Annotated in this window: 21 protein-coding genes; 7 read left to right on the top strand and 14 right to left on the bottom strand. The window is 63.1% G+C overall.

What is annotated here, in order from left to right:
- Positions 1-7: 7 nt before the first annotated feature.
- From ACR0NY_RS03455 to ACR0NY_RS03435, 5 genes are all read right to left on the bottom strand, one after another.
- Complete coding sequence (locus tag ACR0NY_RS03455; protein ID WP_170368548.1) at positions 8-685, bottom strand: SH3 domain-containing protein; 678 nt, start codon at positions 683-685, stop codon at positions 8-10.
- Positions 682-2,346, bottom strand: a complete 1,665-nt coding sequence (locus ACR0NY_RS03450) for a hypothetical protein (RefSeq protein WP_170368547.1) — start codon at positions 2,344-2,346, stop codon at positions 682-684. Before ACR0NY_RS03450 ends, ACR0NY_RS03455 begins: the two co-directional genes overlap by 4 nt.
- A gap of 55 nt (positions 2,347-2,401) precedes the next feature.
- Complete coding sequence (locus ACR0NY_RS03445) at positions 2,402-3,610, bottom strand: multidrug effflux MFS transporter (RefSeq protein ID WP_170368546.1); 1,209 nt, start codon at positions 3,608-3,610, stop codon at positions 2,402-2,404.
- Positions 3,611-3,686: 76 nt separating this feature from the next.
- Positions 3,687-4,346: a DsbA family oxidoreductase gene (locus ACR0NY_RS03440; protein ID WP_170338392.1), complete on the bottom strand. Its 660-nt coding sequence runs from the start codon at positions 4,344-4,346 to the stop codon at positions 3,687-3,689.
- Entirely contained in the window at positions 4,343-5,860 is a 1,518-nt protein-coding gene (locus ACR0NY_RS03435) for a class I adenylate-forming enzyme family protein (protein ID WP_170368545.1), read from the bottom strand. Before ACR0NY_RS03435 ends, ACR0NY_RS03440 begins: the two co-directional genes overlap by 4 nt.
- Before the next feature lie 65 nt (positions 5,861-5,925).
- Here ACR0NY_RS03435 and ACR0NY_RS03430 point away from each other — a divergent pair, with 65 nt between their 5' ends.
- Positions 5,926-6,549: a helix-turn-helix domain-containing protein gene (locus ACR0NY_RS03430; RefSeq protein WP_093962221.1), complete on the top strand. Its 624-nt coding sequence runs from the start codon at positions 5,926-5,928 to the stop codon at positions 6,547-6,549.
- Here ACR0NY_RS03430 and ACR0NY_RS03425 read toward each other — a convergent pair.
- Positions 6,546-6,773, bottom strand: a complete 228-nt coding sequence (locus ACR0NY_RS03425) for a hypothetical protein (RefSeq protein WP_170368544.1) — start codon at positions 6,771-6,773, stop codon at positions 6,546-6,548. The two genes, ACR0NY_RS03430 and ACR0NY_RS03425, sit on opposite strands and share 4 nt — an antisense overlap.
- A gap of 477 nt (positions 6,774-7,250) precedes the next feature.
- Positions 7,251-9,077 carry an extracellular solute-binding protein gene (locus tag ACR0NY_RS03420; RefSeq protein ID WP_170368543.1) on the bottom strand — a complete coding sequence of 609 codons (1,827 nt, stop codon included), beginning with the start codon at positions 9,075-9,077 and terminating at the stop codon, positions 7,251-7,253.
- A 314-nt stretch (positions 9,078-9,391) separates the two neighbouring features.
- On the opposite strand from ACR0NY_RS03420, the gene ACR0NY_RS03415 reads away from it, so the two are divergent.
- Both ACR0NY_RS03415 and ACR0NY_RS03410 read left to right on the top strand, forming a co-directional pair.
- On the top strand, positions 9,392-10,165 hold the full coding sequence (locus tag ACR0NY_RS03415) for a 3-hydroxybutyrate dehydrogenase (RefSeq protein ID WP_170338398.1): 774 nt from the start codon (positions 9,392-9,394) through the stop codon (positions 10,163-10,165).
- Positions 10,166-10,193: 28 nt separating this feature from the next.
- Positions 10,194-11,222, top strand: coding sequence for a patatin-like phospholipase family protein (locus tag ACR0NY_RS03410; RefSeq protein WP_170368542.1), 1,029 nt, complete (start codon positions 10,194-10,196; stop codon positions 11,220-11,222).
- On the opposite strand, the gene ACR0NY_RS03405 is transcribed toward ACR0NY_RS03410, so the two are convergent.
- From ACR0NY_RS03405 to ACR0NY_RS03395, 3 genes are all read right to left on the bottom strand, one after another.
- Complete coding sequence (locus ACR0NY_RS03405; RefSeq protein ID WP_093962217.1) at positions 11,223-11,900, bottom strand: DUF502 domain-containing protein; 678 nt, start codon at positions 11,898-11,900, stop codon at positions 11,223-11,225.
- Positions 11,901-11,970: 70 nt separating this feature from the next.
- Positions 11,971-12,885 (bottom strand): pseudouridine-5'-phosphate glycosidase, encoded by a 915-nt coding sequence (locus ACR0NY_RS03400; protein WP_170368541.1) that lies wholly within the window; start codon positions 12,883-12,885, stop codon positions 11,971-11,973.
- The gene (locus ACR0NY_RS03395; protein ID WP_093962215.1) at positions 12,882-13,775 is read right to left on the bottom strand and encodes a PfkB family carbohydrate kinase; all 894 of its coding nucleotides are present in this window, start codon (positions 13,773-13,775) and stop codon (positions 12,882-12,884) included. The genes ACR0NY_RS03400 and ACR0NY_RS03395 overlap by 4 nt, the downstream gene beginning before the upstream one ends.
- 143 nt (positions 13,776-13,918) lie before the next feature.
- Between ACR0NY_RS03395 and ACR0NY_RS03390 the strand changes: the two genes are divergently transcribed.
- On the top strand, positions 13,919-15,055 hold the full coding sequence (locus ACR0NY_RS03390; protein WP_170368540.1) for a HupE/UreJ family protein: 1,137 nt from the start codon (positions 13,919-13,921) through the stop codon (positions 15,053-15,055).
- On the opposite strand, the gene ACR0NY_RS03385 is transcribed toward ACR0NY_RS03390, so the two are convergent.
- Positions 15,052-15,681: a thiamine phosphate synthase gene (locus ACR0NY_RS03385; RefSeq protein ID WP_170338406.1), complete on the bottom strand. Its 630-nt coding sequence runs from the start codon at positions 15,679-15,681 to the stop codon at positions 15,052-15,054. The genes ACR0NY_RS03390 and ACR0NY_RS03385 overlap by 4 nt on opposite strands.
- 162 nt (positions 15,682-15,843) lie before the next feature.
- Here ACR0NY_RS03385 and ACR0NY_RS03380 point away from each other — a divergent pair, with 162 nt between their 5' ends.
- From ACR0NY_RS03380 to ACR0NY_RS03370, 3 genes are read left to right on the top strand one after another with little or no spacing between them, the layout of a single operon-like run.
- Positions 15,844-16,587 (top strand): RNA methyltransferase, encoded by a 744-nt coding sequence (locus ACR0NY_RS03380; protein ID WP_170338408.1) that lies wholly within the window; start codon positions 15,844-15,846, stop codon positions 16,585-16,587.
- Between the two features lie 60 nt (positions 16,588-16,647).
- Positions 16,648-17,793, top strand: coding sequence for a heme A synthase (gene ctaA / locus ACR0NY_RS03375; RefSeq protein WP_170368539.1), 1,146 nt, complete (start codon positions 16,648-16,650; stop codon positions 17,791-17,793).
- 4 nt (positions 17,794-17,797) lie between these two features.
- Positions 17,798-19,267 (top strand): carboxypeptidase M32, encoded by a 1,470-nt coding sequence (locus ACR0NY_RS03370; protein WP_170368538.1) that lies wholly within the window; start codon positions 17,798-17,800, stop codon positions 19,265-19,267.
- A 38-nt stretch (positions 19,268-19,305) separates the two neighbouring features.
- Here the strand turns inward: ACR0NY_RS03370 and ACR0NY_RS03365 are convergent, their stop codons facing one another.
- From ACR0NY_RS03365 to gyrA, 3 genes are all read right to left on the bottom strand, one after another.
- Positions 19,306-19,752, bottom strand: a complete 447-nt coding sequence (locus ACR0NY_RS03365) for a YqfO family protein (protein ID WP_170368537.1) — start codon at positions 19,750-19,752, stop codon at positions 19,306-19,308.
- 92 nt (positions 19,753-19,844) lie between these two features.
- Positions 19,845-20,534, bottom strand: a complete 690-nt coding sequence (locus tag ACR0NY_RS03360; RefSeq protein WP_170368536.1) for an ArsR/SmtB family transcription factor — start codon at positions 20,532-20,534, stop codon at positions 19,845-19,847.
- Between the two features lie 138 nt (positions 20,535-20,672).
- A complete protein-coding gene (gyrA, locus tag ACR0NY_RS03355) occupies positions 20,673-23,375 on the bottom strand; it encodes a DNA gyrase subunit A (RefSeq protein ID WP_170368916.1) in 2,703 nt (900 codons plus the stop codon).
- Between the last annotated feature and the right edge of the window lie 51 nt (positions 23,376-23,426).

Here is a 23,426-nt window from a genome sequence, read left to right as displayed (position 1 = left end):
GCGCGGCCTAGTCCCCGGCCACGAACGTACACAGCTGCCAGTCACCGCTGTCCGACTTCACGAAGGCCGCGCGATAGCCGACCATCGACCACAGGAATTCGGAATAGATATAGCCGCGCGTTCCGTCGGTCAGGATGACGCCCTGATATTCGGCCTCTTCCAGATAGTCCGGCACGATCACCACCTCGTGGCTGATCAGGTCCAGAATGGGCGCGCCGCGGTTTGGGGCCTGGCGCAGGGTGACATCCTGACCGGTCACGAAATAGGCGGTGAACGGATCCAGCTTCGCTGGCAGGGTAAGCCGCCACTGGTGCGGCATCCAGAATTCGCCATCCTCGTCGAAATAGCCGGGCTGGGTCAGCGTGGTCTCGAGGTCGCGCCAGTAGTCCTCGCGGATGGTGGCGGCGTGGCGGCGGTCGGCCTCGGGCAGGGTTTCGGGATCGACCGTCAGATTGGCGCGGAAAGTCTCGGGGCCGTCCTCGTCGCCGTGGCTGGTGTAGATCTCGGGGCAGGTGGCGGCCATCACGCCCTCGAGGTCGCGGGCGGCGACCTTTGCGCGCAGGTCCGCACGAAAGGCTTCCAGTGCCGGGTCTTGGCTGGCCTCGTCCACAGGCGGAAAAGTCTGACGGTCGGCCCAGGCGGGACCGCAGCACAGCGCGATCAGCGCAGCGTTCAACAGTTTCATTCAGCGGCTCTCATCGCGGCCTGGGCGCAGAAGCACGAGGCGCCGACGCTGCGGTCGGCCCGCGCCAGGGCCAGGTCAAGTCGTTGTCGGATCAGCTGCAATTCCTCTACCGCGCCACGCGCCTTGAGGCAATCGTGCAAGCCCTTGAGGCTCCAGACATTGTCGGGATGGATCGAGGCGCGGCTGAGGGTGCCGCCCAGACCCAGATCCTCGCGATAGACGGCTTCGGCCTCGGCCACGTGGCCCTGCTCGAACAGCAGCGCCCCCAGCGCGTGGCGGGTGGGCTGCATCCAGCCCCAGGGCTCGTCATAGGGCAGATTGTCGTCCAGCTCGACCGAGCGGCGCAGGTGGGCGAAGGCCGTGTCGAAATTGCCTTTGCGGTACTCGATCTCGCCCCGCAGCATTTCGCGCGCGATCTCCAGCAGGTCGATCACGCGGTTGTTGTGCAACAGGCGGGTTTCCGGCACGCGGTCCTTGGCGGAGAGGAACAGCTGCTCTTCAGCTTCGGCCTCGGCCACGTCGCCGGTGGCGGCATGGGCGATGGCGCGGGCGTAGTGCGTGGTGGCCGTCACCGTCAGATACAGGTCCGGATCGGGGGGCAGGAGCAGAGCCTTGGCTTCTTCCCAACGGCCGAAACGGATCAGGATATGCGGCCCCATGGCCATGTAGCTTTCGAAGTAATCCGCCATGGGCGGGCTTTCGATGCGCAGCATTTCCTCGGGCGTGGTGTCCCACAGGCCCTTGTTGGCACGCAGGGCGGGCTCCATCTGACCGAGGAACAACGCGCCATAGATGACGAAATGGTAATTGTGCTGGCGATAGCCGGTGTAGATGTTGAACGCGCCTTCGCGCTGGTAGTATTTCAGATCGGCAGTGACCGCCTGTTCGTTCCAGTGGACGACGTTCTGGTAGTGGCCGCACAGCACGTCGATATGGGTTGGCATGTGCACCAGATGCCCGGCATCCGGCACCAGCGTGCGCAGCACGTCACCGGCCTTCAGTGCCTTTTCTGGCGTGGGCGACATCTCCATCAGGTGTACGTAGAGGTGCAGCAGGCCCGGATGCGACATCGCCGCCGGATCGTGAGCCATGGCCCATTCCAACTCCTCCTGCGCTTCAAGCGTGGCGGCGCCCTCGGCGGGCTGGCCGGTCCTCAGGTCCCACATCTGCCAAGGGGTCAGGTTCAGCAGCGACTCGACATAGATGGTGCGCAGGTCCAGATGATCGGGCTGGGCCGCGAAGGCGGCGCGCATGGCGTCGGCGAAGTCGTGGTCCCAGCGGTGCATGTCGGGCGCCGGGTCACGCTGGGGATAGCGGGCGGGCAGGGCGCGGATCAGTTCGCGTTCGACGGGCGTGCAGCGATCCAGCAGGGCCTGTGCGCATTGGGTTGCGTCATAGGCGCAGTTCAGGGCCTTGGCCTTACCGCGGTCGTCCAGCAGATCCCAGGGCAGGTTGTAGTTGGGCCCGGCGGCATAGGCCACGCCCCAATGGGCCATGGCGCAGTCGGGGTCATGCTCCAGCGCGCGCTGGAAACACACGACCGCCTCTTCATGGTTGTAGCCGTAGGTCCAGACAAGGCCCCGGTCGAACCACAGCTGCGCCTGATCCGAGGACGTGGTGACGGGGCAGCTATGCGTGCCCAGATCGTAATAGTCGCTCATGCCGAACTCTCCCTGACTGGGGCGAGCCTAGCGCAGTTCGGGTGCGCTGCACAGGTCAGGCGGGAACGCGGTCTTCGATCCGGCCCATGTGGACCATCAGCCCGAAGGCCAGCGCGCACATGGTCAGGATGCCGATGGTCAGCGGCCCCAGCGTGCCGTCGAACAGCAGCCCCACCGGCGCGGCGATCGCGGCGGCCAGCACGGTCGAGATCGACCCGATGACCGAGGCCGCCATGCCGGCGATATGGCCCATCGGCTCCATCGCGATGGCATTCAGGTTACCCATGGTGACGCCGGCCATGAAAAAGACCGTGGTCTGCCAGAACACGAACAGCGCAAACGAGGCCTGCGGCGACAGGTTCGACATGTTCAGGGCAATCACCAGCGAGGTGATCAGGATCTGTCCGGCCAGCGCCCAGGTCACCATACGGCGCATCCCCACGCGCACCACGACGGCAGCGTTCAACAAGCTGGCCGAGCCGGACATCAGCGCCACGAATCCGAACCAGAAGGGGAAGCTGTCGGCGCGGTCGTGGATCACATCATAGATCGGCTGCACCATGGTCAGCATGGTGAACAGCATGCCCATGCACAGGGTCTGGACAAAGATCGACAGGCGCACGGTGGGGTGGGCAAACATCTCTTTCACCGCACCGACCATCAGCGGCAGGCGGAACGGGCGGCGGTTTTCCGGCGCGAGGGACTCCGGCAGTCGGAACCCCATCCAGACAATGATCACCAGCGCAAACAGGATGAACGACATGAACACACCGCGCCAACCGGCGAAGGCAATCACGGCGGCTCCGGCCATCGGCGCGATGGCGGGCACCAGGGTGAAGATCATCATTGCGATGGACACGATCCGCGCCATTTCCCGGCCCGAGAACAGATCGCGGATGATCGCCATGGCGACCACGCGGGGCCCGGCGGCCCCCAGCCCCTGAACCACCCGGGCGGCCAGAACCAACTCGAGCGACGAACTGGCCCAGGCCACGGCCGATGCCAGAATATAGACTGCTGCTCCGGCAAAGATCACCGGCCTGCGTCCGACCGCATCCGAGATCGGGCCGGTGAAGAATGTGCCGATCCCCATTCCCAGAACAAAGCTGGTCAGGATCAACTGCGCCCGGTTCACGTCATCAGGGCTGAGCTGCGCGCCGATCTCGGGCAGGGCAGGCAGCATTGAATCAATCGAAAATGCGATGGTGGCAAACATCATCGCGATCAGCGCGATGAATTCGGCCTTGGAAATACGGTCAGCCATGCGGGGACTCCTTGCCCCAACGCGCTAACACGACGGGGCAAGGTGGGCTAGGTGCAATCGCGCACAGAACTCTGTGCTATTCTGCAGAGGAAGGCTCAAGCTGAGACATGATTTCGCCGATCACTTGCGCCCACAATTCCGGTGGTTGCGCCCCAGGGACCGCGTGCTGGTTGGCGACGATGAAGGTGGGGACCGAGTTTACGCCCATCTCACGCGAGTGCGTATCCCGCTGACGAATGTCGTCCCGGTCGGCGTCGGATTTCAGCAGCTTCAGAACAACTGCGGCGTCCATGCCCACGCTGTCGGCGATGTCGGCCAAAACCTCGTGGTCGCCGATGTCGCGGCCCTGCACGAAATACGCAGTGAACAGCGCATCCACCACCTGGTTCTGCTTGCCCTCGATCCCTGCCCAATGGATCAGGCGATGGGCGTCCAGCGTGTTCGGGGTGCGTTTCATGGCCTCGAAATCGATGTTCAGGCCGGCCTTTTCGGCATGCTCCACCACCGGCGCATAGGCGCGAACCGCACCCTCCTTGCCACCGAATTTGCGTTCCAGGTATTCGCGCCGGTCCATGCCGCCTTCGGGCATGTCGGGGTTCAGCTGGAACGGATGCCATTCGATCACGAAGGGATGGTCCGGGACCGAGGCCAGCGCCTTGTCCAGGTTGGTCTTGCCGATATAGCACCACGGGCAGATCGGGTCGGACAGGATATCAAGCTTGACGGTCTGGGTCATTCTTCGGGTGCCTTGAAATAGGCCGGCAATGCGCGGCGCAGGAGTTTTCCGTTGCCCCCGGTGGGCAGTTCGGGAAGATGGATGAAGGCGCGGGGTTGCTTGTAGCGCGCCAGGTTGGCCTCGACATAAGCGCGCAGGGCGGTTTCGTCCAGTTTTTCCGGCCCGGAATAGAAGGCTGCGATCACGAAAGTGTCCGGTTTGACCTCGACCGCCGCCGCGCCGACCTGAGAGATTCCGGGAAAGCGCGACAGGACGGATTCGACCTCGACCGGGGACACGCGATAGCCGCCGGCGTTCATCATGTCGTCGTCGCGCCCCAGATAGGTGATCTGCCCATCCACGGCCATCGCCCCCTGATCGCCGGTCAGGAACCAGTCGCCCTGCATGCGCGCGCGGGCCTCGTCCGGGGCGTTGAGATAGGTCAGCATCAGCCCCGGGTCCGAGCGGTGAATGGCGATGGTGCCTTCCTGCCCCTGCGGAACCGGCCCGTCAGGCCCCAGGATCGCCACGCGGCGCCCCGGTTGCGGCTGGCCCAGAGAGTCTCCGCGCGCGGGGTGGGATGGGCTGGATGAGATGAAGGTCGAACATTCCGACATTCCATAGGCCTCGTACAGCTCGGTCCCGGTGGCCTGAACCCAGCGTTCGTGCAAGGCGCGCGACAGTTTCTCACCGGCGCTCAGGCCGTGGCGCAGATCGGGCAAGGACAGCGTGTCCGCCGCATTCAGCATCTTGCGGTAGACACCGGGGGCGGCCGCAAAGATCGAGGCGCGGTGGCGGCGCAGCAACTCAGGCAGGGCTGCCGGGTCGGTTCCGGGTTCGGGGATCAGCGCGGTGGCACCGATGGTCCACGGGTCCATCAAGCCGGTGCCCAGCGTGTAGGTCCAGTTGAACGCGCCCGCGTGGCACAGGCGGTCGGCCTCGCGCAGACCGTACCAGCCATCGACCATCATCTGCCGCGCCCAGATCGCGCGATGCGCATGGGCCACGGCGCGTGGTTTGCCCGAGGTGCCCGAGGTATAGACGACATAGGCCATGCGTTCCGGATCGCCCATGTCGAACGCCGCGGGCGGCAGGTTGCGCATGGCGGCAAGGTCGGCCAGGCAGATCTGGTTGGGGTGCGCGGCACAGGCCACGGACGGATCGCGCAGAATGGCGGCTGGAGACAGTTCCCGGATCATCCGCTCCGTTTCCGGCTCGGTCAGTTGCGAGGAGGTGGGCACCGGGACCAGCCCGACCGCGATTGCCCCAAGATAGGCGATGGGAAAATCGACCGTATTGCCCAGACGCATCAGCACGATGTTTCCGGGCACGAGGCCTGCACGCAGCAGCCCGGTTCCTGTGCCCAGAACTGCAGATTTCAACTTCGCAAAGGTCCAGTCGTTCGAACCGTCAGGGCGCAGCACGGACAGGGCCACCTTGTCGGGCGTGGCATCGGCGCGGCGCAGCACATGGGCGGCCAGGTTGAACGGCGCGGGGCAGGGCGTCGGCGGCCCCTGATCGAAAATCGACAACATGCGCCTTGGCTATTGCCGTTTGTCATGCGTTGCAAGCGCTCGGCGCTGGCCCTATAGAATGACGCATGACGAGCAAAGACCACAAATCCATCGTACGCATCGCCCGCGACAACGGTTCCCGCACCGAGCTGGAGCCGGTGGATCTGGGTGCCCGAGTGCGTGAACTGCGCAAGGCACGGAAATGGACCCTCGAGCAGGCGGCGAACCAGGCCGGGTTGGCCCGGTCCACGCTTAGCAAGATCGAGAATGGCCAAATGTCGCCGACCTATGATGCGCTCAAGAAGCTGGCGATCGGTCTCGAAATCTCTGTACCGCAGCTGTTCACCCCGCCCGAGCGGGATCAGGTTATCGGTCGCATGGCAGTGACCAAGATGGGTGAAGGCACCGCGCACGCCACCACGACCTACGAGCACGAGTTGCTGGCCGAAACGCTGACCAAGAAGCAGATGCTGCCCTATCGGGCCCGTGTGCGCGCCCGGTCAATGGACGAGTTCGACGGCTGGGTGCGTCACGATGGCGAAGAATTCCTGTATGTGCTGACCGGCGTGATCCGCCTGTACACCGAATTTTATGAACCGGTTGAGATGCGTCGGGGCGACAGCGCCTACTACGACGGCAGCATGGGGCACAACGTGATCTCGGTAAGCGATGAGGACGCGACCATCCTGTGGGTCACGTCGCTGGCCTAACGCCGGGCTAGCTCGCGGTTCAGGCCTTCGGTGTAAAGGAAATCCTCGACCTCTTCATGGGCCTCGTTCACCGTCAGGTGGTGCCGCTCGGCCAGATAGGCCTCAAAGCGTTTCCTGTCCGTCCTCACGCGCGCCATATCCTGATCGCGCAGGTTCGGAAAACGGTGCTTGGCACGTGCGTAGGACGCGCTCCAGTCTTGTGTCAAATCAGCCCAGTTCAACATCTGCGAGCCTTCCGTGGTTCGGGTTTCAGGACTGCTCTTCCCCAGACCAGCGTACGGAGCGCGCAGCCCGCGCGAAGACATGACAAAATGTCGCAGGTCAGGGCGCTGGAAAATCAAAGCGGTTTTTCACGCCGTGCTCGGCCCGTTTTCCCACTCACTGTCGGTTTTGGCGATCGTTCAAATGCTCGCACTCTGGACTGCGCCGAATACAGGGCTTTGTTCTATCTAAGAAATCTGTTTTCGGTGCAGGTGTCCGTTGCGTCGATCCTCACTTGGATTGCGAGATATCGTGGTAACAAGCGTTCCACCCGCAAAAAGTAGTCAAATGCTCTAGAAATAGCGGCCAGCGGATTTGTTTGATCGCCTTTTGGTGTTTGGTCACATGTGCCGAAAATTGCCGACGCCCGCGCGGCGTCCGATCCGAGCTAAGTGCATCACTTGAAATGGGCCGGGGCACAAGCCCCTGCCGGTTGCCTGCTACTCCTCGTACCACCAGACGTCGGGCATGAACTGCGGCCCGTCGCCGTAGATTGGCAAGATCTGAGGATGCTTCATTTCCTTCACATGGGCGATGCGGCCAACATCAAAGCTCCAGATTGGAATGACAAACCGTCCGGCGGTCAGAACCCTGTCAAGCGCGCGGGTGGCGGCCACGAAATCCTCACGGCTTTCCGAGGCCAGCATCGCATCGATCAGCCCATCCACTGCCGGAGAGGTGACCCCCATCAGGTTGCGTGTCCCTGAAGCATCCGCGCCTTCGCTGCCCCAGTAGAGGCGTTGTTCGTTGCCCGGCGACAACGACAGTGCGCGGCGGAACGGGGTCATGTCGAAATCCAGCTCGGACACTCGCTGGGTGTATTGTGCGTCATCCACCTTGTCGACGGTCAGCTCGATCCCCAGCCGTTCCAGCGCGCGGGCATACATCTCGGCAATCGCATCCACGTTCTGAACCACATTCAAGCTTCCCTGACTGATGACCAGGGTTATCTTGAGCGGCTCTCCCGCTGCGTTCTTCAACACGCCGTCCTGGATTGTCCATCCGGCTTGCTCCAGCAGATCTGCCGCCTTGCGGATGTCCTTTCGGTTGCGAACCGAGTCGTCGCCTTCGGGCAGAACATACCCTTCCAGAGTTCCCGGAGGCAGATCAGCCGCGTAGGGCTGCAACATCTCAGCCACCCGGCCGGTTGCCGGTCCGGGTTGCATCGCCAGTTCAGACCCCGAGAAATACGAGGTGATCCGAGGCTGAGCACCGCCAGTGATCGTGCCGTTGATGAACTCAAAATTGAACGCAAGCGTCAGCGCCTCGCGCACGCGCCAATCGTCAAAAGGCGCTTTGCGCGTGTTCATGACCAGACCTGTCATGCCCGAGGGCTTTTTATGCGGGATCTCGGTTTTGATGACATCGCCGCGCTGAACGGCCGGGAAATCGTATTGTGTGGCCCATTTGTCGGCGTTGAACTCGCGGACGGCCGAAAGCGCGCCGGCCTTGAAGGCCTCGAACAGAACCGTCTGGTCGCCGTAGAACTCCAACCGCATCTCGTCGAAATTCATGGTACCCCGGCGGAACGGGACATCGTTGCCCCAATAATCCGGATTGCGTTTGAGGTTCACGAAACGCCCGGCCTCGTAGTCATCGATGACATAGGGGCCGGTGCCGATCGGGACATCTTGCAGCGCTGCCTCGGCGAAATCCTTGCCCTCCCATTGGGCCTTCTTGAGGATCGGCCGCAGCCCTGCGATCAGGGCCAGCTCGCGGTCTGGCTCGTTGAAGATGATCCGGACCGAGCGTGGTCCGGTCTGCTGAATGCTGTCGATCTTGGACCACAAACCGCGATAGCGCAGATGCCCCTGCGTTCCGAGGGTTTCGTAAGACCAGATCACATCGTCTACCGTGACCGGCGATCCGTCAGAGAATCGGGCAGTCTCACGCAGGGTGAATTCGACCCAGGATCGGTCCGGCGCGGTGTCGATTGATTCGGCCAAAAGCCCGTAAAGAGTGAAAGGTTCGTCCCACGAACGGCCCATCAACCCCTCGTGGGTCCAAAATCTCAGCTGCCAAGGGGCGGTGCCTTTTTGCACAAACGGGTTGAGACTGTTATAGCCGCCGGTATTGCCGAACACGACCTTGCCGCCCTTGGGCGCGTCGGGGTTGGCATAAGGCAGCGACACAAAATCCGGTGGTAGGGCCGGGTCTCCATACATAGCTATGCCATGGGTCGATTCTGCTTGCGCTAACGTGGCGACAACCGAGGCAGCGATTCCCGCGATCAACGGGCGGATGGGACGGAGAATATCGGGGCTCATTTTGGAAACAATCCTGCTCTGGCCTTATTTTGTTGGGATTCACCGTACCGATGATTTTTCTTATTATCAAACTTTTAGCTTGGATGACGGCGCGGAATTGCTTATAAAGGTTCCACTGCTCGATAGGTTTCTTGCCTGTATGAAACCTGCCTCAATAACTTAACGCCCGCTTCGTGCGGGCGTTTTTTTCTGCCTCGAGCTCCGAACTTCCCGCCCATAAATTGACCGTATCCGCAACCGGGTCTTTCCCCGTTTATTTTGCAGGTGCAGCATGGCACTGTGTCTCCAAATCATGAGTCTGTGGGAGACCCAAAATGAACCTGTCGGGAAAAACAGCAATCATCACCGGATCGAACTCGGGCATCGGGTTGGGCATTGCGCGCGAATTGGCCAAGGCGGGGGCCGACGTGGTTCTGAACTCGTTCACCGACCGCGATGAAGATCACGCGCTGGCGGCCGAGATCAGCAAGGAGACCGGAACCAACGCGCGCTACATCAAGGCCGACATGTCCAAGGGCGAGGAATGCCGGGCGCTGATCGAACAGGCCGGAGCCTGCGATATCCTGGTCAACAATGCAGGCATTCAGCACGTCGCGCCGATCGACCAGTTCCCGGTCGAGAAATGGGACGCGATCATCGCCATCAACATGAACTCGGCCTTTCACACGATGGCGGCGGCGCTTCCGATGATGCGCAAGGCCGAGTGGGGGCGGATCGTCAACATTGCCTCGGCGCATGGGTTGACTGCATCGCCCTACAAGGCGGCTTATGTGGCGGCCAAGCACGGGGTTGTCGGCATGACCAAGACCGTTGCGCTGGAAACCGCGCAGGAGCCGATCACCTGCAACGCCATCTGTCCGGGCTATGTGCTGACGCCGCTGGTCGAGGCGCAGATCCCCGACACGATGAAGGAATACAACATGAGCCGCGAGGACGTGATCAAGAACGTCATGCTCGAACGGCAACCCTCGAAAGAGTTCGCGACCGTCGAACAGCTGGGTGGAACCACCGTGTTCCTGTGCTCGGACGCCGCGGCCCAGATCACCGGCACCACGATCTCGGTCGACGGCGGCTGGACCGCGTTGTGATCCGCGGCGCGTGCCGGGGCTGGCCGATATGGTAAAGCGTATCAATCTTGCCCTGCAGGGCGGCGGCGCGCATGGCGCATTCACTTGGGGCGTGCTGGACCGTCTGCTGGACGACGAAGACATTGAGGTTGCGGCGATTACCGGAACCTCGGCCGGGGCGCTGAACGGAGCCGCGTTCAAGGCCGGCATGGTTCATGCCGGTCGCGATGGCGCGCGCGAGACCCTGAACGCCCTGTGGGAGAGGATGGGCGCGGTGGGCGACATGCGCATCGCCAACTGGCTGGCCGGGATGGAGCCCGCTCAGATCGCGCAGGCGATGGAGTATTCCTTGCCGTTCTCGGTGGCTGATACCTGGTCGCGGATGGTGTCGCCCTATGCCTATGGACCGTTCTACCGCAATCCGCTGGCCCCGGTGGTCGAGGCGTTTGATTTTGGCGAGGTCTGCGCCGATCAGGGGCCACGCCTGTTCGTCTGCGCCACCTGTGTGCGCAGCGGCAAGATCCGTGTTTTCACGGGCGATGAGGTGACGACTGACGCGATTCTCGCCTCGGCCTGCCTGCCGAACCTGTTCCAGGCGGTTGAAATCCACGACCCCGAAACCGACCGGACCGAAGCCTATTGGGATGGCGGCTATACCGGCAACCCGGCGCTGTTTCCGCTGTTCAACGCGGGCCTGACCGAAGATGTTGTGATCGTGAACATCAACCCGCTGGAGCGCGACGAGGTTCCCAAGACCCCGCAGCAGATTCAGAACCGGATCAACGAGATCAGCTTCAATTCTTCCCTTCTGCGCGAGCTGCGGGCGATCAACTTCGTGCAGCGCCTGTTGGCCAAGGGCAAGCTGAAGGCGGGTGAAATGAGCCGGGTCTTCGTGCACATGATCGCCGATGACGCGCTGATGAACAGCCTGTCGGTGGCGACCAAGACAGTGCCCAACCCGGTGGTTCTGCACAGCCTGAAACAGGCGGGACGGGCCGCGGCCGACCAGTTTCTGGCCGATCACAAACCCGATCTGGGTGCGCGAAGCTCCGTTGATCTGCCCGCGATGTTCGGCTGATCACTCAGGCGGCTGCGTGGGGTCTTTCTGGTTCGGATAGACCAGCCCGGCCGAAATCACCAGCTTGGCGGCATCCTCGATCGACATGTCCAACAGGATTACGTCTTCCTCGGGGAAGAACAGCAGAAAACCCGAAGTCGGGTTCGGTGTGGTTGGGATGAACACGCTCAGCAGACCGCCGCCGGTTTCGGCGCGTTTGTTGATTTCGCCCTTAGCCTCGGTCGAGACGAAGCCGATGGCCCAGATGCCGCGGCGAGGATACTGCACCAGGCAGGCTTTCTCGAACGACCGCTCGGTCTGGGCAAAAACGGTTTCCGAGATCTGCTTGATCCCGGAATAGATCGACCGGACGACGGGCATCCGGTTGACCAGGCTTTCGGCAAAATGGATCAGTGACCGGCCCAGGATACCTTTGGCGATCCAGCCGACCAGAACCGTGAAGATCAGGAAGAACAGCACGCCCACGCCGCGCAGGTTGATGCCAACATATTGCTCGGGGCGGAACTGGTGTGGGATCAGGGGCAGGACCGCGCTGTCGATCCAACCGACCACCGACAGGATCAGCCACAGCGTCAGCCAGACCGGTGCGATGACGACGATACCCGTCAGAAACGACGCGCGTAGCCGCGACAGCAGGCCGGGGCGGCGGTGTGGTTCTTCATCAAACGGTGTGTTCATCGCGGTTCCGAGCGGTTTGCCGGACTAGTTAATCAGTCCGGCGCCTTGGTACAATAGGTCCGTTTGACGTTCAGCCAGCCTGAGCCTTCAAAGCCTTGGCGATACCAGCCGCAAGGCGCGCATTGTTGCGCACCAGGGCGATATTGGCGATCAGCGATCGGCCTTCGGTCCGCTCGTAGATGCGCTGCAGAAGATAGGGCGTGACGGCTTTGCCGGTGATGCGATGCGCTTCGGCGTCTTGCTGGGCCGAGGCGATGATGGGGTCCAGTTCCTCGGACGGGATCTGGTCGGCCAGCGGGATCGGGTTGGCTACCAGTTGTCCGCCGGGCAGACCCAGCGCGCGGCGCGTCGCATGGGCCTTGGCGATCTGCTCGGCCGTGTCCATCCGCAAGGGCGCGGCAAAGGGCGACTTGGCCGACCAGAAGGCCGGGAATTCATCCTGCCCATGGGCGATGACCGGCACGCCCAGCGTCTCAAGCACTTCGAGCGTTTTGGCCAGATCGAGGATCGCCTTGGCCCCTGCGGCCACGACCGTGACCGGGGTCTGCGCCAGTTCGTGCAGGTCGGCCGAGATGTCAAAGCTGGTTTCCGCGCCGCGATGCACCCCGCCGATGCCGCCGGTGGCAAAGACCTCGATCCCCGCGAAATGGGCCGCAATCATCGTGGCGGCAACAGTCGTTGCCCCGGTGCCGCCCGAAGCGATACAGGCGGCCATGTCCGCGCGCGAGATCTTGGCCACGCCCTGCGCCTGTCCCAGATCCTTCAGTTGATCGGGTTCCAGCCCCACACGCAGCCGGCCGTCGATCACCGCAATGGTGGCCGGAACGGCTCCCGCGTCGCGGATGTCCTGCTCGACCTGGGCCGCCACCTCGATGTTCTGCGGGTAGGGCATGCCGTGGGTGATGATGGTGCTTTCCAGGGCAACGATGGGGGTTCCGTCGTTCTTGGCCGCGCGCACTTCAGCGGAATACTGGATGTCGATCACAGGGGGGTCTCTCCGGATACATAGGTTGCGGCGGCATGCAGGGCGCGGGTCAGAGCCTCGTCGATGCTGGCGCCATTGGCTTCGGCGGCGATATGCGCCGCCATGAAGGTGTCGCCTGCGCCGGTCACGCGCGTGACCAGAACCGACGGGGGTTTCTGGGTGATCACCGCCTGGGCACTGGCCACGGTGGCCGAGTTGCCCCCGTCGGTAACAAGCGCACGCAGCGCGCCCCGGTCCAGCAGAGCGCGGGCGGCGGTTTCGGAATCGGCGAACTCGCGCTGGCACAGCAGCCCGGCTTCTTCGAGGTTCACGTACAGCGTGGCCCGGCCGTGCTTGAGGAAGGGCGACAGCCGTTCGGCCTTGCCGGGCGAAGCCGGGGCCACGCGCAGGTCGGCACGGGCGAAGGCCGGGCTGACGGCGATTTCTTCCAGAAGGTCCAGAGTCAGGTTGCCGTCCAGCGCGATCTGGCCCTCGAACGGGGTGTTTTCATAGCCCAGCGGGCCATGGATCAGCGGGCGCAGGATCTTGGCGCCGGCAGCCTCCAGCGAATGGGCGTCGGCGATGGCGGCGATCAGGCCGTTTGCGCCTTCGACCGCCATGTACCGGTCGGTGGGCAGGTCCTGCGAGCGGTAGACATGGGTCGTGTCCATGCCCAACCGCTTGCAGGCATGGACCAACTCGTCGCCTTCGGGGTCGCTGCCGATGGCGGTCAGCAGGGTCGGGGTCATGCCAAAGCGCACAAGCGTCATGGCGATGTTCATCGCCACGCCACCGGGCAGGCGCGTGATGCGGCCGGGCACGTCCGACCCTTGCCGCATGTGGCTGGCGGATCGTCCGATCACGTCCCACAGGACGGATCCGATACACAGGATGTCGCTGTTCTGAGTCATTTCCTCGTCATGCCGCAGGCGCAGGGCGCGCGCAAGCCGGAAGCTGCGCGGGCTGGGTCCACGTCGGCGATTTGGCTTGCCAATTGTTTGGAAGGACGAAACACTCGGACACAGTGTTTTTTGGTTCTTTTGGATATTTTCGGATGGGTCTCAATATCCGTTTGCTGACCTTCCTGCGGTTTCGCGCCTGGATCATTGCGCCATTGCTGGCATGTATTTTTTTGGCAATGCCAGCATGGGCGCAACAGAGCGGACGGACAATCGTTGACTTTCAGGTTCGGGACGGTCGGCTTCTGGTCGAAATCGCCTTGAACGCCGAGGCCGTTCTGGCCGGGGTCGATCCGCAAGAGGTCGCGAAGGGCGGCGACGGCGGGAGCGCGCGTTACGCACAGCTGCGCCGGCTTGTCTCGTCCGAGCTTGAGGAACACGTCCACGATTTTGTAACGGATTGGAAGCAATCCTTGCAGATCGACGTGAACGGGCCGGTTGCGTTGTCCTATGAAGGCGCAAGTATTCCGGTGGTCGGCAACCCGGACGTTCCGCGAATTTCCCGAGTGCTTTTGGCCGGTCCTCTGCCACCCGATGTAAGCAGCCTGCGCCTGACGTGGCCCGAAGGGATCGGCCCCGTGGTCTTGCGCCAGCAAGGGGTCGAGGCGCCCTATACCGGGTTTCTGAGTGGCGGCGAGGTCAGTCCTCGCATTCCCTTGGCAGGCGGAGCCGGGCTGGGTGCCCAGCAAGCGGCCGAGGCTTTTTTCCGGGCCGGGCTGCTGCATGTCGCGGGCGCGGGAGCACAGCTTCTGGCGCTGGCCTCGGTTCTGGTTTTCTTGTCACTGAAGTTGCGCCCGGTCCTTGTTCAACTTGCCGCGCTGGGGCTGGGCGTTCTGGTGACGCTGCCGCTTGGGATGTTCGACGTGTTGAATGCGAGGCCGTTCCTGCCGTGGCCGGTTGTGCCGGCGGCCATCGCCTTGTTGGCGCTTTGGAACCTCGTCACCGACCGGTTGGGGGTCTGGCGCGTGCTGTTCCTTTTGGCGACCGGTGCGGTCCTTGGCCTGACACTGTCAGAAACATCGTCGCGCCTGGGTGTGCCGCCGCACCATGTCGCGCCGGCGGTGCTGGGTTTTGCCGCTGGCATCCTGTTGGCGCTGAGCGGTGTCGCGATCCTGATCCTCGCCACCCTGACCGTGCTCTTGCCGGATTCGCCCAGGCTGCGCGGCCGTATCTCCACAGTCGCCTCGCTGTTGTTGGCGGGCTTAGGGCTGTACTGGGCGGTTGTGTCCTAACCGCCGGTTTTCATCGGCGCGATCAGCGTGTGCAGGGCGCTGAGCGGGTCCTCTGCGGTCCAGATCTCGTCTCCGATACCGAAGAAGTCGGTGCATTCAGCCAGTTCGGCAACCAGTTCGGGTGTCAGGCCGCCTTCGGCGACAACCGGAACCTCGATCATCTCGGACCACCATTGGAACAGATCACGCTCGGCGCGGGTCCCTTTGCCCAAGGACACATCTCCAACGGGCCCAAAGGCCACATAGTCGGCCCCGGCTTCGCCCGCGGTCATCCCGTCATGGCGCGAGGTTCCGCAGAAACTGCCGACGATGGCATCCGCCCCCAGCTCTTTGCGCGCGGCCCGGACCGAGCGGGCCGCATCCTCCAGATGCACCCCGTCCAGCCCCAGCCGTTGCGCCAGCAGGACATGGTTCGAGATCACCAGCGCCACGTCGCGCGCATGGGCCACCTCGCGGCAGGCGTCGGCCGCGCGGGCGATGGCGTCCTCGTCGCTGCCGGCCAGCGCCAGCCGGATGCAGGCGATCTCGGTCCCGTCCAGAACGCGGGCCAGCCGGTCGGGAAAGGTGGCCGGGTCGATGGTCGGCGGGGTGATCAGATAGATCTGAGGCTGCTCGGGGGTGTCCATTGGCGGATCCTTCGCGGTTGGTCTTTGGCGCGGTTTAGCCGATTGCGGCGGCGAAGCAAACTTTATTGCCCGCAGACCGCGTGATTTGCAATCGGGCAGGGCGGCCGGGCTTGCCCTGTGCCAGCGGCGGCAGTATGGCAGGCGCAACTTTCGGAGATCAGAATGCCCATCGACAGACCCCAGCCCTCATTCGTGCTTGTCCGCCCGCAGATGGGCGAAAACATCGGCGCCGCGGCGCGGGCGATGTGGAATTTCGGTCTGGACCGTATGCGCATCGTCGCCCCGCGCGACGGCTGGCCCAACCCCAAGGCCGTGGCCATGTCGAGTGGTGCCGGGCGGCTGCTGGACGAGGCGCAGTTGTTCGACGATCTGGCCGGCGCGTTGGGCGACCGCACATACGTTTTCGCCACCACCGCCCGTCAGCGTGGCCTGACCAAACCCGTCTACAGCCCCGAACGCGCCATGCAGATCGCGGCCCAAAAAGTGGCGGCGGGCGAAAAAGTGGCCGTGCTGTTCGGGCCCGAGCGGGCCGGGTTGGAGAATGAAGACATCGCCAAGGCCAATGCGATCATCTCAGTGCCGGTGAACCCCGAATACGCCTCGCTAAACCTGGGGCAGTGCGTGTTGCTGACCGCCTATGAGTGGATGCGCCAGACCGGCAACTTGGTGCACGAGGCCACCGATCTGGGCAAAGGCGACTGGGCCACCGGCATCGAGGTCGAGAAACTGGTCGAACACTACGAACAGCGGCTGGACGAGGCCGGGTTCTTCTACCCGCCGGAAAAGGCCGAAGGGATGAAGGTGAACCTGCGCAACCTTTGGTCGCGCATGCGGATGACGCGGGCCGATGTGCAGATGCTGCACGGGATCATGCGTCAGATGGTCCGCTGGAAGGACAAGGGCTGAGGCTGGACCTTCCCGGGCACTGGCCCTAGCTTGCGGGAAAATCAAGGACATGAGGACGGCATGAGCGGCAAGCGCAGCATCTTCGAAGAAGTCTCGGGTGAACAAAAGCAGGAAACGGTCCAGCCAGGCATGATCGACCGCGGCCGGGGCGGCGCGCGCAAGGCCATCCGTATCTGGCTGATGATCCTGTTCGCGCTTGTCGTCATGATGATCGCGGTGGGCGGGTTGACGCGTTTGACCGACAGCGGCCTGTCGATCACCGAATGGCGACCGGTCACCGGGGCGATCCCGCCGATGTCCGAGGCCGACTGGCAGGCCGAGTTCGACAAGTACAAACAGATCGACCAGTGGCGCATCATGAACCAGTGGATGGAGTTGGAGGACTTCAAGACCATCTACTGGTGGGAATGGGGCCACCGGCAGCTGGGCCGGGTGATCGGTCTTGTCTGGGCGCTTGGCTTCGGTGGCTTTCTGGTGCTGCGCAAGATCCCCGCAGGCTGGACCGGGCGCCTTGCGATCCCCGGACTGCTGGGCGGCGTTCAGGGCGCCGTCGGTTGGTGGATGGTGGCTTCGGGCGTGACGCAGGGCGAGGGGATGACCGCAGTTGCCAGTTATCGTCTGGCTACCCATCTTGGCCTCGCGTTCGTGATCCTCGGCTTTCTGGCCTGGTACATCTTCATGCTGGGGCGCGAGGAACGCGGCCTGATGCAGGCCCGCCGCGCGAAAGAGGCGCGGCTGTTCTCGCTGTCGACCGGGCTGCTGCACTTTGCCTTTCTGCAGATTTTGATCGGCGCATTGGTGGCTGGCATCGACGCCGGCCGGTCCTATACCGACTGGCCGCTGATCGGCGGGCAACTGCTGCCGCCGGACGCCACCGCGCTTGAACCGCTGTGGCGCAATTTCTTCGAAAGTCCGGGACTGGTGCAGTTCATCCACCGCTGCGTAGGCTATGCACTGTTCGCCTTCGCCATTTTCGTCTGGCGGCGCGGCAGCAGCAGCGCCCACCCGCAGACTCGGTTCGCCTTCAACGCCATGTTCGCGGCGCTTTCGCTGCAGGTGGTCGTGGGCATCCTCACCGTGGTCTATGGCGCGCCCTGGCAGATCGCCATCTTCCACCAGTTCATGGCCGTGGTCGTCTGGACCCTGATCCTGCGCGCCCGGTTCCTGACCGCTTATCCCATTGCAACCTCGCTGCGCGGAGCTTGACCCAATGACTGCATTCAACGACCTGATGGCCTTTCAGCGGGAAACCTCGGCACTGGCACAGATCGCCGGGCGTCTGGGCTGGGACCAGGAGACTGTCATGCCGCGCGGGGCCGCCAACCAGCGCGCCGAGGAGATGGCCGCGATCGAAGCCGTCCTACATGCGCGCCGTTCGGATCCGCGCGTGGCCGAGTGGTTGGAAAACGCCCATGCCGACACTGAGGTCGGTCAGGCGCAGTTGCGCGAAATCCGTCGCACATACGAGCGCACGGTCAAGGTGCCCGCTGATCTGGCCACGGCTATCGCCCGCGTGACCTCGGCCGCGCAGGGCAAGTGGGCACAGGCCCGCGCCGACGAGGATGTTGCCGCGTTTCTTCCGGTTCTGGAGGAAGTCGTGGCTCTGCGGCGTGAGGAAGGGGCGGCTCTGGCGCAAGGCGGCGATGTCTATGACGCGCTGGTCGAGGATTACGAGCCCTACACGACCGCTGCCCAGATCGGTGCGATCTTCGACGCCATGCGCCCACGCCTGGTTGCGCTGCGCGCGGCTGTGCTGGACCGGCCGTCCCCGGCGGGGGTGACCGGCACGTTCGACGAAGTGGCGCAGATGAAGCTGACGCAAAAGCTGGCCGTGACCTTTGGCTACGACCTTAACCGCGGTCGGGTGGACAAGGCGGTGCACCCGTTCAGTTCGGGCAGCGGCGATGACGTGCGGATCACTACCCGCACCAGCGAAACCGACCCGTTCAACTGTTTCTATTCGACCATCCATGAGGTCGGGCACGCCTGCTATGAGCAGGGCATAAATCCGGCTTACGCTCTGACTCCGCTGGGTGAGGGCGTTTCGATGGGTGTCCATGAAAGTCAGAGCCGCATCTATGAAAATCAGCTGGGCCGCTCGCGCGCCTTCACGGGCTGGCTGTTCCGGCAGATGACGGACACCTTCGGTGATTTCGGCATCGCGGATGAAGATACCTTCTATGCCGCCGTCAACCGGGTGCACAACGGATACATCCGCACCGAAGCGGACGAGGTTCAGTACAATCTGCACGTCATGCTGCGGTTCGATTTGGAACGCGCACTTATGTCGGGCGATCTGCAGGTGCAGGACCTCGAGGCCGCGTGGAACGACCGCTTCCATGCCGATTTCGGCTATGCGGTCGACAAGCCGTCGAACGGGTGTCTACAGGACGTGCACTGGTCGGTTGGCCTGTTTGGCTACTTCCCGACCTATTCGCTGGGCAATGTGTACGCAGGCTGTCTGTATCAGGCTCTGCGGGCGGCAGTTCCAAGCCTGGATGATCAACTGGCACAGGGCGATACCGCCGCTGCAACCGGATGGCTGCGCGAGCATGTTCAGCAGCATGGCAGTCTGTATGCCCCACGCGATGTCATCCGCCGCGCCAGCGGCATGGAGCCCGGACCCGAGCCGTTGTTGGCTTATCTCGAAGACAAATTCGGCACGCTCTACGGTCTTTGACCTGGAAAGATGACCGCCAAGGGCATGATAGGGGTCATCTAGCCGCGGTGTGCATCAGGCACCCAGTCTTCCAGAGGCCGGTTCCAGAACCGGTTCGGGTTGTCTACGTCCTGCCCGCGGATGTGCAGCGTTCGAAAACACGGGTGCAGAAAGATCACCGGTTCTTCATAGGGATGGGCCGCGTAGATTGCGCGCAGCACGGCCGAACGCGCGCCGTCCGACACATTCAGAAAGAACGAGACTTCGACGCAGGGAACATCGACCGTGTCGCAGGTGACGGCATTGCGTCCGGTCCCGAGTGACCGAAAGCTCTGAGTTCCGGGCGTCGACCGGAAGGTGACGCGATCATAATCGCCATAAACAAGGTTGGCTTCCGCCAGAACAGCATCAACCACCGCCTGCGCACGGTCCTCGGGAACCTGAACGATCAGGCGCCAACCTTCGTCTGTCAGATATCGTTCGGTGTCCTGTGGTTTTTGGGTCATTCCAGTCTCCTAACCAAGCAACTTCAGAATGACCGGGTTTGCGTCTCAAGTGTGACTTATCGCTTCGCCATCGACCGAACTGACGACTCGAGTCAATCAAGCGCGGAGTCCGACAGGCCGAAATGGCGAGTCAGTGCGATCTTGCCGTCCGGCGTGATGGTCAGGGCGCGACTGGACCTTTGGCGCGCCAACCATTTGTCTTTCAGAGCTTTTTCAAGAATCGAGATTCCCAAGGGACCTGAGATGTGATGGCGGCGCTCCGTCCAATCCAGACAGAATTTGGCGACCGGCCGGTGGGTGCTGACCCGCGGTGGGTTCAGGTCGAGATCGGTCAGAAACGCGTGATATCGCGGACCCGGCGCCAGTGCCCCATGTGCCAGCTGCAGAACACCCGTATCCAGCAGGTTGTCCGTGATCCAGACACCGAGACGCCCGGCAAGATGGTTATAGCAGCAACGGGCCAACAGGACTCCCGAGTCCGGTTTCGCGGCCCGCCGGACATGATCGCTGGGAGTTAGCGTCGACAGTTTTTCCAAAGCCGATGCGACCTGTTCGTTTGTGATCCGGTGATAGACATGCCTGCCGCTGCGCATCGATGTGGTCAGGCCGGCCTGCTCCAACTGCTTGAGATGGGCCGTCGCAGTTGGCGGCGTTATGTTGGCAGCGCAGGACAACTCCTTGTTGGTGAACGCCCGCCCGTCCATCAGTTCGCACAGGATGCGTGCACGGGTTGGGTCGGCGAGGGCGGCGCCGATGATGTCCAGCCTGGGTTCGGGTCTCATTGGATGAGCCTAACGCAAAACCCGGCTTGACCCCAGAAAGAACGCTTCGAGATCCACCGAAACGAAAAGGAGCGGCTGCTGTTGCAGAGCCGCTCCGTCGTCGTTGAGGTGAGAGCCGCCGATCTGCGGCGGCCATCCTTACGTTTCGCTATCGTCTTCTTCGTCACCCTGGTCTGCGATCCAGGCGACGCTGACGACTTCCTCGCCTTTGCCGGTGTTGAACACCTTGACCCCGCCCGCGCTGCGGGACCGGAACGAGATACCGTCGACCGGAACCCGGATCGACTGCCCCTTGGACGTGGCCAGCATGATCTGGTCGTCGATTTCGACGGGGAACGAGGCCACCAGCGCGCCGCCCCGCATCGCCTTGTCCATGGCCATCACGCCCATTCCACCGCGGCCGCGCACCGGGTAGTCATGCGACGAACTCAGCTTGCCCGACCCGCCGGCCGTGATGGTCAGGATCAGGTTTTCCGCCGCAGACATCTCGGCATAGCGCTCCTGAGGCAGGATGCTGTCTGCGTTGCCTTCGTCTTCGTCGGTTTCGGTCTCTTCGGTGACGCCTGCCATCAGGCGGCGCATCTTGAGGTAGGCGGCGCGCTCGTCCGCCGTGGCCTCGAAGTGGCGAATGACGGACATCGAGACGACCCGATCGCCATTCGTCAGCTTGATGCCGCGCACACCGGTCGACTTGCGGCCCTTGAACACGCGCACGGCAGTGGTCGGGAAGCGGATCGCCCGGCCGGAGTTGGTGACCAGCATCACGTCGTCATCCTCGGAACAGATGCGCGCATTGACCAGTTCCACACCCTCGGGCAGGTCCATCGCAATCTTGCCGTTGCGCTTGACGTTGGTGAAATCGCTCAGCGCGTTGCGGCGCACGTCGCCGGCGCTGGTGGCGAAGACGATCTGCAGGTTTTCCCATTCTTCATCCGGCACATCGACCGGCATGATCGCCGCAATCGAAACACCGGTGGGAATCGGCAGGATGTTGACGATGGCCTTGCCCTTGCCGGTGCGACCCGATTGGGGCAGGCGCCATGTCTTAAGCTTGTAGACCATCCCATCGGTGGTGAAGAACAGCAGTTGCGTATGCGTGTTCGCCACGAACAGATTGGTGACGACGTCCTCTTCCTTGGTCTGCATCCCTGACAGGCCCTTGCCGCCGCGCTTCTGCGCGCGGAAGTCGGCCAGCGGCGTACGCTTGATGTAGCCGCCAGAGGTCACGGTCACGACCATGTCCTCGCGTTCGATCAGATCTTCGTCTTCCATATCGCCGGACCAGTCGACGATTTCAGTGCGGCGCGGCACTGCGAACTGCTCTCGAACCTCGCGCAGTTCGTCTGCGATGATGCTCATGATCCGCTCGCGCGAGGACAGAATGTCCAGGTATTCCTTGATCTTGGCGGCCAGGTCTTCCAGCTCGTCCGTCACCTCTTTGACACCAATCTGGGTCAGGCGTTGCAGGCGCAGATCAAGGATCGCGCGGGCCTGAACCTCGGTCAGGTTGTAGGTGCCGTCGTCGTTCATCTTGGACAGCGGATCGTCGATCAGCCGCAGATAACTCTCGATCTCGGCTGCGGGCCAGCGGCGGGTCATCAGCTTTTCGCGCGCCTCGGCCGCATCGGCCGAGGACCGGATCGTAGCCACAACCTCATCCACGTTCGAGACCGCCACGGCCAGACCGCACAGGATATGGCTGCGTTCCCGCGCCTTGCGCAGGTCGTATGCGGTGCGGCGGGCAACGACATCTTCGCGGAAGTCGATGAAGCTGGTCAGGAACCGGCGCAGGGTCAGTTGCTCGGGGCGGCCGCCGTTCAGCGCCAGCATGTTGCAGCCGAACGAGGTTTGCATCGGGGTGAATCGGTACAGTTGGTTCAGCACCACCTCGGGTGTTGCGTCGCGTTTGAGCTCGACCACCACCCGCACGCCGTTGCGATCGGATTCGTCCTGAACGTGGCTGACGCCTTCGATGCGCTTTTCGCGCACGGCTTCGGCGATCTTCTCGATCATCGAGGCTTTGTTCACCTGATAGGGGATCTCGTCCACGATAATGGCATAGCGATCCTTGCGCAGTTCCTCGACGCGGGTCTTGGCGCGGATGATGACGCTGCCGCGGCCTTCCAGATAGGCCTTGCGCGCGCCAGACCGGCCCAGCATTACGCCGCCCGTGGGGAAATCGGGGCCGGGGATGTATTCGATCAGCTGTTCGCTGGTCAGGTCCGGATCGTCGATCAGCGCCAGCGTCGCGTCGACCACTTCGCCCAGGTTGTGCGGCGGGATGTTGGTGGCCATGCCCACCGCGATGCCGCCGGCGCCGTTGACCAGCATGTTGGGGAACCGCGCGGGCAGGACGGTGGGTTCCTTGTCCTTGCCGTCGTAGTTGTCCTGGAAATCTACCGTCTCTTTCTCGATATCCGCCAGCAGAGCGGCGGCGGGCTTGTCCATGCGGACCTCGGTGTAGCGCATGGCCGCCGGGTTGTCGCCGTCCATCGAGCCGAAGTTGCCCTGACCATCCAGCAGCGGCAGCGACATCGAGAAATCCTGCGCCATCCGCACCAGCGCGTCATAGATCGCGCTGTCACCGTGCGGGTGGTATTTACCCATCACATCGCCCACGGGACGGGCCGATTTGCGGTAAGCTTTGTCGTGGGTGTTCCCGGTCTCGTGCATCGCATAGAGGATGCGCCGATGCACCGGTTTCAAGCCGTCGCGCAGATCGGGGATCGCACGGGACACGATGACCGACATCGCATAATCCAGATAGGACGTCCGCATCTCGGATTCGATGGATACCGTCGGGCCGTCGTAAACCGGGCGCTCGGGCGGGGTTTCATCCATGTTTTCGGGGATTTCTGGCGTATCGCTCACGTAAACTGCCCGTTTATTGTG

Source organism: Ruegeria sp. BJ5 (assembly GCF_056537865.1).
Note: the sequence above shows the minus strand (reverse complement) of the source record. Positions and strands in the feature narration are given on the sequence as shown.

Bases quoted from the DNA above. Each gene is read 5' to 3' on its own strand.
- ACR0NY_RS03455 (WP_170368548.1), bottom strand. From the start codon at position 685: ATGAAACTGTTGAACGCTGCGCTGATCGCGCTGTGCTGCGGTCCCGCC.
- ACR0NY_RS03450 (WP_170368547.1), bottom strand. From the start codon at position 2,346: ATGAGCGACTATTACGATCTGGGCACGCATAGCTGCCCCGTCACCACG.
- ACR0NY_RS03445 (WP_170368546.1), bottom strand. From the start codon at position 3,610: ATGGCTGACCGTATTTCCAAGGCCGAATTCATCGCGCTGATCGCGATG.
- ACR0NY_RS03440 (WP_170338392.1), bottom strand. From the start codon at position 4,346: ATGACCCAGACCGTCAAGCTTGATATCCTGTCCGACCCGATCTGCCCG.
- ACR0NY_RS03435 (WP_170368545.1), bottom strand. From the start codon at position 5,860: ATGTTGTCGATTTTCGATCAGGGGCCGCCGACGCCCTGCCCCGCGCCG.
- ACR0NY_RS03430 (WP_093962221.1), top strand. From the start codon at position 5,926: ATGACGAGCAAAGACCACAAATCCATCGTACGCATCGCCCGCGACAAC.
- ACR0NY_RS03425 (WP_170368544.1), bottom strand. From the start codon at position 6,773: ATGTTGAACTGGGCTGATTTGACACAAGACTGGAGCGCGTCCTACGCA.
- ACR0NY_RS03420 (WP_170368543.1), bottom strand. From the start codon at position 9,077: ATGAGCCCCGATATTCTCCGTCCCATCCGCCCGTTGATCGCGGGAATC.
- ACR0NY_RS03415 (WP_170338398.1), top strand. From the start codon at position 9,392: ATGAACCTGTCGGGAAAAACAGCAATCATCACCGGATCGAACTCGGGC.
- ACR0NY_RS03410 (WP_170368542.1), top strand. From the start codon at position 10,194: ATGGTAAAGCGTATCAATCTTGCCCTGCAGGGCGGCGGCGCGCATGGC.
- ACR0NY_RS03405 (WP_093962217.1), bottom strand. From the start codon at position 11,900: ATGAACACACCGTTTGATGAAGAACCACACCGCCGCCCCGGCCTGCTG.
- ACR0NY_RS03395 (WP_093962215.1), bottom strand. From the start codon at position 13,775: ATGACTCAGAACAGCGACATCCTGTGTATCGGATCCGTCCTGTGGGAC.
- ACR0NY_RS03390 (WP_170368540.1), top strand. From the start codon at position 13,919: ATGGGTCTCAATATCCGTTTGCTGACCTTCCTGCGGTTTCGCGCCTGG.
- ACR0NY_RS03385 (WP_170338406.1), bottom strand. From the start codon at position 15,681: ATGGACACCCCCGAGCAGCCTCAGATCTATCTGATCACCCCGCCGACC.
- ACR0NY_RS03380 (WP_170338408.1), top strand. From the start codon at position 15,844: ATGCCCATCGACAGACCCCAGCCCTCATTCGTGCTTGTCCGCCCGCAG.
- ctaA (WP_170368539.1), top strand. From the start codon at position 16,648: ATGAGCGGCAAGCGCAGCATCTTCGAAGAAGTCTCGGGTGAACAAAAG.
- ACR0NY_RS03370 (WP_170368538.1), top strand. From the start codon at position 17,798: ATGACTGCATTCAACGACCTGATGGCCTTTCAGCGGGAAACCTCGGCA.
- ACR0NY_RS03365 (WP_170368537.1), bottom strand. From the start codon at position 19,752: ATGACCCAAAAACCACAGGACACCGAACGATATCTGACAGACGAAGGT.
- ACR0NY_RS03360 (WP_170368536.1), bottom strand. From the start codon at position 20,534: ATGAGACCCGAACCCAGGCTGGACATCATCGGCGCCGCCCTCGCCGAC.
- gyrA (WP_170368916.1), bottom strand. From the start codon at position 23,375: ATGGATGAAACCCCGCCCGAGCGCCCGGTTTACGACGGCCCGACGGTA.